Here is a 12728-nt window from a genome sequence, read left to right on the forward strand (position 1 = left end):
GCGTCAGCCGGTCAGGCCGGTTCGACCCGATTGCGGCCGGCCTCCTTGGCGCGGTACAGCGCGCTGTCGGCGCGCTCGAAGGCACGCTCTGTGGTGTCGCCATCACTAAAGGCGGTCAGGCCTGCCGACAGCGTGATCACGATGCGTTCACCCTTGAAGTGAAACGGGCAGTTGCCAATGGATTCGCGCAGCGTTTCCAGCAACTGCCGCCCCGCTTCCTGGGGCGTGTTGGGCAGCAGCACGACGAACTCCTCGCCGCCGAAGCGGGCGATGAAGTCGGTCTTGCGCAGCCGCTTCTGCAGCTCCGAGCCAATGATCTTGAGCACCCGGTCGCCGGCCAGATGACCGTATCCATCATTGACCCGCTTGAAGTGATCGACATCCAGCACGGCCAGTAACAGGTCGCCGCCATAGCGCTGCCAGCGGGCGAATTCCAGATCCAGGCGCTCGTTCCAGGCGGCACGGTTGGGCAGCCCGGTCAATGGATCCTGCAGAGCCTTCTGCCGTTGCTCCTCGAGATGGCCGCGCAACCCTCGCGCGGCCTGTTCGAGGCTGCCGACCCGGCTGACCAACTGCTGCAGTCGCTCGCCAAGCTTCTGCTCCTGCTCGCTACGCTTTTGCCGGTAGGTATCCACCGTGGTCAGCAGACCATCCAGGCGCGCCTCGACCACCTTTTTCAGGCTCGACAGATCGGTGGCCTGGCGCATGCTGTCCTGCAGTCCGCCGACCTGCTCGCGTAATTCGGCATCGAGCGTCTGTGCGGCGTCGCGGCCCTCGGTATGGCCCTGGTGCGCGGCGAGCAGGTTTTCCTGCATCGCGGTGAGCCGCTCGTTGAGCGTCTGCAGGTAGTTCTCGAAATCCCGCTGCCCCTGATCGCTGAAGGCAATCATCAGCATCGCCAGGTCATCCAGCACCGGTACCAGCTCGTACCAGTTCAAGCCATGCTGAATGCGGGCGCGCAACAGCTGCAGCCGCGGCTGATGCTGTTCGGGCAGATGGAGGCTGTCGAGCAGGCTGGCGAGCGTCGCCTCGACGCGTTCGGCAACCACGCTGTAGGCGGGCTCCGGTGAGTCCGGCAGGGCGTAGGCGGCCGCCTGCGGCTCGGCCACTGGCGTCTGCTCGGCATCCGCCACCGGTGCGGCTACTTCGGGCTCAGCCGCTGTTGCGGCGGGCTCGAGCGCTTGCTGCTCGTCGCTCGCCGGCTCAGGCAAGGCTGGCGTCACGGCCGCTTCGGCCGCAGCGGACGCACCGGCCATCGCGCTGCCGACAACCGCCTCGGTCTCGACCGTCACCGCCGCTGGAATCGCCGCCTCGAGCGGGATCGCCACCGCTTGACTGTCCCGATTGCCGAACAGGCGCTTTAAAAATCCGCTTTGCTGCGGCGTGCCCAGTCCTTGCAGGTCCAGAACCTGGCCCTGCAGCACACTGAGTTCACTGAGCAGTACCGGCAGTTCGCGTAGCCGGGTCGCGCGCTGATCCAACTCCTTGGCAAAACGCTTGAGCGGCTTGCGCAATTCGGCCGGCAAGGACATCCCCAGCAATTGAGCAACCAACCGATGCAGCGCTTCGGTCAGCTGCACGGCGCGCTCCTGACGATGCCGCTCGGAGTCCAGCACGGCTTTTTCCAGGCGCGGAACCAGCTGCCCGAGGCCATCGTCCAGATCGCCGTCGCGCAGAATCTCGCGCATCTGCTGCAGGCAGCGCTCGACGGCTGGATCGGCCCCCTCCACCGCCAGGCTGCTGCGCACCAGACTGCGGCGCAGCAAGTCCACCCGCTGCTCCCAGCGGGCCTCCAGCCGGTCCTGGCGCTCGACCAGCTGCAGATACTTTTCCTTCCAGCGTTCGGCTTCGTCGCTCATTTGCTTTCTTCTACCTGAACCGGCATGGAATCGTCCTTGAACGCGTCGGGCAACCTGATTTCCACGGCGACCGGCAGATGATCGGAGATCGGCAACGGCAGCACGTCGACGCGCTCCAGCGCCAGGCTCGGACTCAACAGGATGTGATCGAGGCAGCGTTGCGGCCGCCAGCTTGGAAAGGTCGCCTCGACCTGCGGTGCGAGCAGGCCAAGGTCGCGCAGTGGGGAGTTCTCCAGCAGATCATTGGCGTGGGTATTCATGTCACCCATCAGCACCTGGTGGCGGTAGCCGCCGATCAGCTCGCGGATATAGGCCAGCTGGCGCGCCCGCGCCCCGCCACCGAGCGCCAGGTGCATCATGACGACCACCAGCGCGTCTGCCCCTTCGCCGAAGCGCAGCAGGATAGCGCCCCGCCCGGATGGTCCCGGCAGTGGATGGTCTTCCAGCCTCTGTGGCTCGAGCCGGCTCAAGACACCGTTGCTGTGCTGGGCGAAGCGCCCGAGGTTACGGTTGAGCTGCTGGTACCAGTAGGGAAACGCGCCCAGCTGGGCGAGATGCTCGACCTGATTGACATAACCGGAGCGCAAACTGCCGCCATCGGCTTCCTGCAAGGCCACCAGATCGTAGTTGCCGAGCAGTTCGCCGATGCGCTGCAGGTTTCCGGCGCGTCCGGGATGCGGCAGCAGATGCTGCCAGCTACGCGTCAGGTAGTGGTGGTAGCGCTCGGTGCTGATGCCGACCTGGATGTTGAAACTGAGCAGCCGCAGCCGCCCGTCCGCCGGCAGGCCGCTGCTGGCCAGACAGTGGGGATTGACCCGAGCCTTGCCGGGGCCGGCGTGGCGCGGAGCGCTCCAGCGGCGCAGCACGTTCGGCTACCGCGCTGCGCGTTCTTTTTCGATGAGGAAGTCGGCCACCTGCAGCGTGCGTTCCGGGCCGCCGGCAGAACCGAGATCGAAACGATATTTGCCGTTCACGATCATCACCGGTACGCCGGTGATCTGGTAAGCCATGCCAAGCTTCTTGGCCTGCTCCACGCGGCTGCGCACGCCAAAGGAGTTGTAAGCCTTGAGGAAGGTCTGCTTGTCGATGCCGTGGCCGGCGAGGAATTCGGCCATCTCTTCGGGGGTCGCGAGCTTCTTGCGGTCCTGATGATAGGCGGCGAACACCGCATCATGAATCTCGGGCTCGACGCCCATGGATTCCAACGTGATGAACAGCTGTCCGTGGGCGTTCCAGATACCGCCGAACATCGCCGGGATGCGTTTGAAATCGACGTCATCCGGCAGCTGCTCGGCCCACGGTTTGACGGTCGGCTCGAATTGATAGCAGTGCGGGCAGCCATACCAGAACAGCTCGACCACCTCGATCTTGCTCGGCTCTGCAACCGGTACCGGGCTGCTCAGCTCGACATACTCCTTGCCGGCCTGGAACTCCGCTGCCTGGGCTGCCAGACCGAACAGGCTGGCGGCAGCGAAAACGGCAGTGAGTAGGAAATTACGCATGGAATACTCCTGTTAACGACGGACCAATGGCGCAACAGGCTGCAGCAAAACGCCGGGACTCGCCAGCGTTTTTCATCCGACTGTGCAAGCACGTGATACAGACAATGCAGCAGGTCCCGAAAACGCAGAAGGGCGTCGGGGCTGGTGGCCCGGACGCCCTTCTGCTCAGGCTGCAACGGCTATCAGTGCAGGCCCTGGATGTAGCTGGACAGCGCTTCGATGTCCTTGTTGCTCAGCTTGGCGGCGATGCCACGCATGATCATGGTGTCGCCGTCGTTGGTACGGTTGCCTTCGCGGAAGTCGGTCAACTGCTTGGCGGTGTAGGCAGCGTGCTGGCCACCCAGCTTGGGGAAACCGGCAAGGTCGTTACCGACGCCATTCGGCGCATGGCAACCGGTACAGGCCGGCATGCCCTGATCCAGCTTGCCGCCACGGAACAGCTTCTCGCCCTGCTTGGCCAGAGCCGGATCGGCATAACCGACGCTGCCCTTCTGGCTGGCGAAGTAGGCGGCGATATCTTCCAGATCCTGATCGCTCAGCGGATCGAGCAAACCGGTCATTTCCGGCACCTTGCGACCGACGCCTTCCTCGGCGCCCGGGGTGCTGCCAGCCTTGATGTCATGCAGCTGCTTGAGCAGATAGCGCTCGCCCTGGCCGGCGAGTTTCGGGAAGTTCGGCGCCGGGCTGTTGCCGTCGACACCGTGGCAGGCGCCACACACTGCAACTTTGCCCTGACCAGCCTCGGCGTTTCCAGCCGCGTGGGCCATACCGGTGATGCCAAGGGTCAACAGCAGACTCACGAGTATTTTGTTCATCAGCTAATCCAACTACGGCTAAGGGTTTGAAAGGGAATTCATCGGGTCGCGCACGGCATCAAAACCGGGACGACGCTCGTTATAGTGGCACGCAGGACTTTCGTCTCCGGCGGCGGCCCGCAGACGCACGTTGCGCCTGATACCGGCCGAACGCCATTCGGAGCCCGACATCAGGCCAAAGCGCACATAAAAACTGCGGCATTATATACTTCCGTTCCTGAAACGGAAACGAACCATTGCCGCACCCCGCGCGCACTCACCGGAACGACCATGCTACCGAAAAACCCGATTCTCGGCCTTTGCCAACAGGCCTCCTTCATGATCAGCGCCGCCAAGGTCGATCAGTGCCCGGCCGACGAGGGTCTGGAAGTGGCCTTCGCCGGTCGATCCAATGCGGGCAAGTCCAGTGCGCTGAACACCCTCACCCACGCCAACCTGGCCCGGACCTCGAAGACGCCCGGGCGCACTCAACTGCTCAACTTCTTCCGCCTCGATGACGAGCGCCGCCTGGTCGACCTGCCCGGTTATGGCTACGCCAAGGTGCCGATCCCGCTCAAGCAGCACTGGCAGCGCCACCTCGAAGCCTACCTGGGTAGCCGCGAAAGCCTGGCCGGGGTGTTCCTGATGATGGACATCCGCCATCCCCTGACCGAGTTCGACCGCATGATGCTGGACTGGGCGAGCGCCAGCCAGATGCCCTTGCACATCCTGCTGACCAAGTCCGACAAGCTGGCCTTCGGCGCGGCGAAGAACGCGTTGCTGGCCATCCAGCGCGACATTCACAAGGGCTGGGGCGCCGACGTCAGCGTCCAGCTGTTCTCGGCACCGAAGCGGCAGGGGGTCGAGGAAGCGCAGCTGGTGCTGGCGAACTGGCTGGGAATGCTGGACGAGGCAGCCGAGGACGAGCAAGAGCCTGAGGCATAGAGTGGGTCAGGCGTTGCCGATTCCTGCAGCCCTGGGCCGGAGTTCCGGTGGATGTAAGAAGCGACATCCACCCTACGAAGTCGGCACCAATCGCTAAAATCGCCCGAATTTCACCTCACCAATCACCTTGCAGAAGCCGGAAAGGCGCCGAGAATCGACGCCCACCCGGCCCTCAGCGCAACTCAGTCGCGGTAGGCATCCACCGGCACGCAGGCGCAGAACAGGTTGCGATCGCCGTAGACGTTGTCCACGCGGTTCACCGCCGGCCAGTACTTGTGCGCGCGTGCATGGGCGCTCGGCGTCACCGCCTCGGCGATGCTGTACGGCCGATCCCACTCACCGATCACGTCAGCCAGGGTATGCGGCGCGCGTACCAGCGGGTTGTTGTCCGCCGGCCACTCACCGTCCTGCACCTTGGCGATCTCCGCGCGGATGCTCAGCATCGCCTCGACGAAGCGATCCAGCTCGGCCTTCGACTCGCTCTCGGTGGGCTCGATCATCAGCGTGCCGGGCACCGGGAAGGACATGGTCGGCGCGTGGAAGCCGTAGTCCATCAGGCGCTTGGCGACGTCCTCCTCGCTGATGCCGCTGGCGGCCTTGAGCGGGCGCAGATCAAGAATGCACTCGTGGGCGACACGGCCGTCGCGTCCGCTGTAGAGCACCGGGAACGCTCCGCCGAGGCGATTGGCCAGATAGTTGGCACCGAGGATCGCCACCTCGGTCGCGTCGCGCAGCTGCGGACCCATCATCGCGATGTACATCCAGCTGATCGGCAGGATGCTCGCGCTGCCCCAGGGCGCGGCGCTCACCGCACCGTTGCCCGGTTGCGGACCTTCCAGCTCGACCACCGGGTGATTGGCCACGAATGGTGCCAGGTGCGCTTTGACGCCGATCGGCCCCATGCCCGGGCCGCCGCCACCATGGGGGATGCAGAAGGTCTTGTGCAGGTTCATGTGCGAGACGTCGGCACCGATGTCCGCCGGCCGCGCCAGGCCGACCTGGGCGTTGAGATTGGCGCCGTCCATGTATACCTGGCCGCCGTGAGCGTGGATCGCCGCGCAGATCTCGCGCACGTTCTCCTCGTAAACGCCGTGGGTCGACGGGTAGGTGATCATCAGACAGGACAGCCGGTCGCCGGCCTCGGCGGCCTTGCGCTTGAGGTCCTCGAGATCGACGTTACCGCCCTTGTCGCATTCGACGATCACCACACGCATGCTGACCATCTGTGCCGAAGCGGGGTTGGTGCCGTGCGCCGAGGACGGGATCAGGCAGATGTCGCGCTGCCCTTCGCCGCGGCTCTCGTGATACTTGCGGATCGCGACCAGGCCGGCGTATTCGCCCTGAGCACCGGAGTTGGGCTGCATGCTGATGGCGTCGAAACCGGTGATCGCGCAGAGCCAGGCTTCCAGCTCTTCGATCATCAACTTGTAGCCCTGGGCCTGCCCGCGCGGGACGAACGGATGCAGGTTGGCGAATTCGGCCCAGGTGATCGGGATCATTTCGCTGGTGGCGTTGAGCTTCATGGTGCAGGAGCCGAGCGGGATCATTGCCTGGTTCAGGGCCAGATCCTTGTTTTCCAGCTGCTTGAGGTAGCGCAGCATCTCGGTTTCGCTGTGGTGCGAGTTGAACACCGGATGCTCCAGGTAGCCGCTTTCGCGTTGCAGCCCTGCGGGAATGCCCGCGGCCAGCTCACCGGCATCCAGCGCGGCGACATCGAGGCCGTGATCGGCACCGAGGAAGATCGCCAGCAGCTGCTCGACGGTGCGCTCGTCGCAGGTCTCGTCGAGGCTCACACCCAGCCGGCCGCGGCCGAGGATGCGCAGGTTGATCTGCGCCGCTTCGGCGCTTTCGATGATGGCGGTCTGTGCGCCACCGACCTCGAGGGTCAGGGTGTCGAAGAAATGCTGGTTGAGCCGCACGATGCCCTTCTGCTCCAGACCCGCGGCGAGGATGGCGGTCAGCCGATGGACGCGCTGGGCGATGCGCTTGAGGCCCAGCGGGCCGTGATAGACGGCATAGAAGCCAGCGATGTTGGCCAGCAGCACCTGCGCGGTGCAGATGTTGGAGTTGGCCTTCTCGCGGCGGATGTGCTGCTCGCGGGTCTGCAGCGCCATGCGCAGCGCGGTGTTGCCGCGGGCGTCCTTGGACACGCCGATGATGCGTCCCGGCATGCCGCGCTTGAACTCGTCGCGGCTGGCGAAATAGGCCGCATGCGGGCCACCGTAGCCCATCGGCACACCGAAGCGCTGGGTCGAGCCGAGCACCACGTCGGCACCCAGTTCGCCCGGCGGGGTCAGCAACAGCAGGCTGAGCAGGTCGGCCGCCACGCAGGCCAGCGCCTGCTGCGCGTGCAGCTGCTCGATGGCCGGACGCAGGTCGCGAATCTCGCCATGGGTATCCGGGTACTGCAGCAGCGCGCCGAACACCTCGTGTCCGGCCAGCTCGTCCAGCGTGCCGACCAGCAGTTCGAAGCCGAACGCTTCGGCGCGGGTCTGCACCACCGAAAGCGTCTGCGGATGGCAATTCTCGTCAACGAAGAAGCGGTTGCTCTTGCTCTTGGCCATGCGCCGGGCCAGGGTCATGGCCTCGGCTGCTGCGGTCGCCTCATCGAGCAGCGAGGCGTTGGCCAGATCGAGACCGGTGAGGTCGATGATCATCTGCTGATAGTTCAGCAACGCTTCCAGCCGACCCTGGGCGATCTCCGGCTGATAGGGCGTGTAGGCGGTGTACCAGCCCGGATTCTCCAGCACGTTGCGCAGGATCACCGGCGGGGTGATGGTGCCGTGGTAGCCCATGCCGATCAGGCTGGTCCAGAGCTGGTTCTGCTCGGCATAGCCCTTGAGCTTGGCCAGCGCCGCCTGTTCATCCAGCGCGGGCGGCAGATTCAGCTCGTCCTTCAGGCGAATTGCCGGCGGCACGGTCTGCTCGATCAGCTGCTCGCGGCTGGCCAGCCCCAGCGCGTCGAGCATGGCCTGCTGTTCGCCCTGATCCGGGCCGAGGTGACGGCGCAGAAAGGCATCGGTTTGCTGGAGTTGGGAAAGGCTCGGCATATACGGCATGGTCGCTACTCTCGAAAAAAACAAAAGCCCCGACAGAGCGGGGCTTTTGCGGATGATGCTTAGGCGTCGGCGTCGCAGGCGGCCTGGTAACCGGCTGCGTCGAGCAGCTTGTCCAGCTCCGCCTTGTCGCTCGGCTGCAGGCGGAAGAACCAGCTGCCGTAGGGGTCGCTGTTGACCTGCTCGGGCGAATCGGCCAGCGCCTCGTTGATGGCGATCACCTCACCGGAAACGGGGGCATAGATGTCGGAGGCGGCCTTCACCGACTCGACCACGCCGGCTTCCTGACCGGCATTGAGCTGGCGCCCGACCTCGGGCAGCTCGACGTAGACCACATCCCCCAGCGCTTCCTGGGCGTGATCGGAGATGCCGACGGTGACGCTGCCGTCCGCTTCGAGACGAGCCCACTCGTGGCTGGCGGCGTAACGCAGATCGCTGGGGATATTGCTCATTGTTGGGTCCTCAAGGCTGATGACAGCAGTCGCGCAAAACAGTCGGTCGAATTTACACCAGTACCTTGCCGTGCCGCACGAATGTCGGCTGTACGACCCGCACCGGATACCACTTGCCACGAATCTCCACTTCCGCACGCTCGGCGGTGCCGGCCGGCACGCGCGCCAGGGCGATGGATTTGCCAAGCGTAGGAGAAAAACTGCCGCTGGTGATCTCGCCGTCGCCGACACCGGTCACCCGCACCACCTGATGGGCACGCAGCACGCCGCGCTCTTCCAGCACCAGGCCGACCAGCTTCGGCAGATCGCCTTGGGCGCGCTGCTGCTCCAGCGCGGCACGGCCGACGAAGTCGCGCTCGGCCGGCTCCCAGGCCACGGTCCAGCCCATGTTGGCGGCCAGCGGCGAAACCTCCTCGGTCATGTCCTGCCCGTACAGGTTCAGCCCGGCCTCCAGACGCAGGGTGTCACGTGCGCCGAGGCCGATGGGCGGGATACCAGCGCCGACCAGCTCGCTGAGAAAATCCGGTGCCTGCTCGGCCGGCAGGATGATCTCCAGACCATCTTCGCCGGTGTAGCCGGTACGACCGATGAACCAGTCGCCTTCGGCCAGGCCCTGGAATGGCTTGAGTTCGTGAATCATGGTGGCGCGCGCCTGGCTGACCAGCTCGGCCGTGCGGGCGCGGGCGTGCGGGCCCTGAATGGCCAGCATGGCCAGCTGCGGGCGTTCGTTGACCTCGACGGCGAAGCCCGCCATCTGGGTCTGCATCCACGCCAGGTCCTTGTCGCGGGTGCTGGCGTTGACCACCAGGCGGTAGCCCCAGTCGGTCAGGTAGACGATCAGGTCATCGATCACCCCGCCACGCTCATTGAGCATGGCGCTATAAAGGGCGCGACCGGCGCTCTTCAGGCGTGCCACGTCGTTGGCCAGCAAGCGCTGCAGATAGGCGGTGGCCTGCTCGCCGGCGACATCCACCACGGTCATGTGCGAGACATCGAAGACCCCGCAATCGCGTCGCACCTGATGGTGTTCTTCCACCTGTGAGCCGTAATGCAGTGGCATGTCCCAGCCACCGAAATCGACCATCTTGGCGCCGAGCGCAAGGTGCTGATCGTAGAGGGGAGTGCGCTGACCCATGGGTTTCTCCTTCCGGGCAGGTCGCCGAATCGGCATTGGAAAAGTCAGTAAAACCGGGCCCCGCGAGGCTCGGCGACTTTCGAATGGCGCGCATTGTAGCCCCAAGGTGACGGTAGGTCACTGCGCTTCAGGCGCCAGGAGACTGGAGGTCGACCCGCGGCCCGCAGCAGCGCGGCCGCGCCGTTCAGCACCGTGCGGCCAAGCCGCACGATCAGCCTGGACGCCTCGCCGAGCGCCGAATCAGCAGCACCACCGGCAGCAAGCCCACCAACACCAGGGTCAGCGCCGGCAGCGAAGCACGTGCCCATTCACCCTCGCTGGTCATCTCGAAAATGCGTACCGCCAGGGTGTCCCAGCCGAACGGACGCATCAGCAGGGTTGCCGGCATCTCCTTGAGCACGTCGACGAACACCAGCAGCGCTGCGCTCAGGGTACCCGGCAGCAGTAGTGGCAGATAGACGCGCATGAACAGCGCCGGGCCGCCGACGCCGAGGCTGCGTGACGCCTGCGGCAACGAAGGGCGAATCCGCGCCAGGGCGTTCTCCAGCGGGCCGAAGGCGACTGCCATGAAGCGGATCAGATAGGCCAGCAGCAAGGCACCGAGGCTGCCGAGCAGGATCGGTTTGCCCGCCCCGCCCAGCCAGCTGGACAGCGGAATCACCATGTGCCGGTCGAGATAACTGAACGCCAGCATGATCGACACCGCCAGCACCGAGCCGGGCAGCGCATAACCCAGGTTGGCCAGGCTCACCGCACTGCGGACCGAGCGCACCGGAGCCTGCCTCCGGGCGAAGGCCAGCAGTAACGCCGCGGTAACGGTGATCAGCGCAGCGATGCCGCCCAGGTACAGCGTATGCAGGATCAGCCCGGCATAGCGCTCGTCGAGGTCGAAGCGGCCGCGCTGCCAGAGCCATACGAGCAGTTGCAGCACGGGTATGACGAACGCGCAGAGAAACACCAGGCCGCACCAGGCGCTGGCGGCAAAGGCCTTCATTCCGGTCAGCCGATACAGTGCCGCCGAGCGCGCACGCTCGTTGGCCGGGCGCGCCGCACCGCGGGCACGACGCTCGCCGTAGAGCACCAGCATCACCGCCAGCAACAGCAGGCTGGCCAGCTGCGTGGCGCTGGTCAGGCTGAAGAAACCGTACCAGGTCTTGTAAATGGCGGTGGTGAAGGTATCGAAGTTGAACACCGACACCGCACCGAAATCGGCCAGCGTCTCCATCATCGCCAGCGCCAGCCCGGCGCCGATGGCCGGCCGCGCCATCGGCAGCGCCACGCGCCAGAAAGCCTGCCAGGGCGACTGGCCGAGCACCCGCGCCGCTTCCATCAGCCCCTTGCCCTGGGCGAGAAAGGCCGAACGCGCCAGCAGGTAGACATAGGGGTAGAACACCAACACCAGTACCGTGATGACGCCACCGGTCGAGCGCACTCGCGGAAAGCGGATGCCACTGCCGAACCACTCGCGTGCCAGGGTTTGCACCGGACCGGCGAAATCCAGCAGGCCGATGAAGACGAACGCCAGTACGTAGGCCGGAATCGCGAACGGCAGCATAAGCGCCCAGTCCAGCCAGCGGCGGCCAGGGAACTCGCAGAGCGCCGTGAGCCAGGCGAGGCTGACGCCGAGCACGACCACACCAACGCTGACGCCAATCACCAGGGTCAGGGTGTTGCCCAGCAACCGCGGCATCTGTGTATCCCACAGATGCGCCCAGATCTCGGTGTCGATGCTGCTCCAGCTGAACAGCAGAATGCTCAACGGCAGCAACACCAGTGCGGCGATGGCGAAAGTGATGGGATACCAGCGGCGCTCGACGGGATGGGACACTCAAGCCTCGACAGCAAAAAAGACGACGCCCCGGACCAGGCCGGGGCGCCGAGTATAACCGCAGCGGCTGACGTAGCGGCCGGAGCCGCACGTCAGCGCTGCAAGCGCGAAAGGCTGATCAGTTCCAGCCGGCGCGATCCATCAGCTTGATGGCTTCGGCCTGGCGCTTGCCAGCCACTTCCACCGGGATGGTGTCGGCCTTGAACTCGCCCCATGCGGCCACCTCGGCAGACGGCTTGACGCTCGGGTTGGCCGGATACTCCATGTTGATGTCGGCGAAGATGCTCTGCGCCTCGGCGCCAGTCATCCACTCCACCAGCTTGCGCGCGGCGTCCGGATTCGGTGCGTGCTTGGTCAGGCCGATGCCCGACAGATTGACGTGCACGCCGCGATCTTCCTGGTTCGGCCAGAACAGCTTGGCCTTGAGCTGCGGATTCTGCGCATGCAGACGGCCGAAGTAGTAGGTATTGACGATGCCGACGTCGCACTGCCCGGCATCAACCGCCTGGACCAGCGCGGTATCGTCGGCGAAGACATCGGTAGCGAGGTTGCTGACCCAGCCCTTGATGATCTCTTCGGTCTTCTCGGCACCATGGGTCTCGATCATGGTGGCGGTCAGCGACTGGTTGTAGACCTTCTTGCTGGTACGCAGGCACAGACGGCCGTCCCACTTCTTGTCGGCCAGCGCTTCATAGGTGGTCAGCTCACCATCCTTGACCCGTTCCGGAGAGTAGACGATGGTCCGCGCGCGCAGCGACAGGCCAGTCCAGGCGTCGCTGGAGGAGCGGTACTGAGCGGGGATGTTGTCCTTCACCACTTGGGAATCGAGCGGCTGCAGCAGGCCCATTTCTTCGGCTTGCCAGAGGTTGCCACCATCGACGGTCAGCAGCAGGTCGGCAGGAGTGTTCTCGCCTTCGGCCTTGATGCGGGCCATCAGCGGAGCTTCCTTGTCGGTGATGAACTTGATAGCGACACCGGTCTTCTCGGTGTATGCGTCGAACACCGGCTTGATCAGCTCGTCGATGCGCGAGGAGTAAACCACCACTTCGTCGGCAGCCTGGACAGCGCCCGACAGCGCCGTAAGCGCCAGGGCGGCGAGTAAACCTTTGCTTGCCTGCATGAAACAGCCTCTTGGTGAGTTGGAACAGAGGCCAAAT

Annotated in this window: 10 protein-coding genes; 1 reads left to right on the top strand and 9 read right to left on the bottom strand. The window is 65.1% G+C overall.

All coding sequences use genetic code 11. The features are described from left to right. Window positions 1-11: 11 nt before the first annotated feature. From OUY36_RS20955 to OUY36_RS20970, 4 genes are all read right to left on the bottom strand, one after another. On the bottom strand, window positions 12-1859 hold the full coding sequence (locus tag OUY36_RS20955) for a diguanylate cyclase (protein WP_267935871.1): 1848 nt from the start codon (window positions 1857-1859) through the stop codon (window positions 12-14). Further along, window positions 1856-2725 carry an endonuclease/exonuclease/phosphatase family protein gene (locus OUY36_RS20960; protein ID WP_200630281.1) on the bottom strand — a complete coding sequence of 290 codons (870 nt, stop codon included), beginning with the start codon at window positions 2723-2725 and terminating at the stop codon, window positions 1856-1858. The genes OUY36_RS20955 and OUY36_RS20960 overlap by 4 nt, the downstream gene beginning before the upstream one ends. Before the next feature lie 6 nt (window positions 2726-2731). Continuing rightward, a complete protein-coding gene (locus tag OUY36_RS20965; RefSeq protein WP_156244947.1) occupies window positions 2732-3361 on the bottom strand; it encodes a thiol:disulfide interchange protein DsbA/DsbL in 630 nt (209 codons plus the stop codon). A gap of 182 nt (window positions 3362-3543) precedes the next feature. After that, window positions 3544-4176 (bottom strand): c-type cytochrome, encoded by a 633-nt coding sequence (locus tag OUY36_RS20970; RefSeq protein WP_156244946.1) that lies wholly within the window; start codon window positions 4174-4176, stop codon window positions 3544-3546. Between the two features lie 270 nt (window positions 4177-4446). Here OUY36_RS20970 and yihA point away from each other — a divergent pair, with 270 nt between their 5' ends. Next, window positions 4447-5100, top strand: a complete 654-nt coding sequence (gene yihA / locus OUY36_RS20975) for a ribosome biogenesis GTP-binding protein YihA/YsxC (RefSeq protein ID WP_230724170.1) — start codon at window positions 4447-4449, stop codon at window positions 5098-5100. 182 nt (window positions 5101-5282) lie between these two features. Here the strand turns inward: yihA and gcvP are convergent, their stop codons facing one another. The 5 genes from gcvP to OUY36_RS21000 form a co-directional block, all read right to left on the bottom strand. Beyond that, a complete protein-coding gene (gcvP, locus tag OUY36_RS20980; protein ID WP_267935875.1) occupies window positions 5283-8159 on the bottom strand; it encodes an aminomethyl-transferring glycine dehydrogenase in 2877 nt (958 codons plus the stop codon). 59 nt (window positions 8160-8218) lie between these two features. Beyond that, complete coding sequence (gene gcvH, locus OUY36_RS20985; RefSeq protein WP_013984409.1) at window positions 8219-8608, bottom strand: glycine cleavage system protein GcvH; 390 nt, start codon at window positions 8606-8608, stop codon at window positions 8219-8221. A 52-nt stretch (window positions 8609-8660) separates the two neighbouring features. Then, a complete protein-coding gene (gene gcvT / locus OUY36_RS20990; RefSeq protein ID WP_267935878.1) occupies window positions 8661-9743 on the bottom strand; it encodes a glycine cleavage system aminomethyltransferase GcvT in 1083 nt (360 codons plus the stop codon). Between the two features lie 211 nt (window positions 9744-9954). Beyond that, complete coding sequence (locus tag OUY36_RS20995; protein WP_200630277.1) at window positions 9955-11571, bottom strand: ABC transporter permease; 1617 nt, start codon at window positions 11569-11571, stop codon at window positions 9955-9957. Window positions 11572-11689: 118 nt separating this feature from the next. Further along, window positions 11690-12691 carry an extracellular solute-binding protein gene (locus OUY36_RS21000; RefSeq protein ID WP_267931483.1) on the bottom strand — a complete coding sequence of 334 codons (1002 nt, stop codon included), beginning with the start codon at window positions 12689-12691 and terminating at the stop codon, window positions 11690-11692. Window positions 12692-12728 lie beyond the last annotated feature (37 nt).

Source organism: Stutzerimonas sp. R40042, assembly GCF_026642215.1.
Classification (GTDB): domain Bacteria; phylum Pseudomonadota; class Gammaproteobacteria; order Pseudomonadales; family Pseudomonadaceae; genus Stutzerimonas; species Stutzerimonas frequens.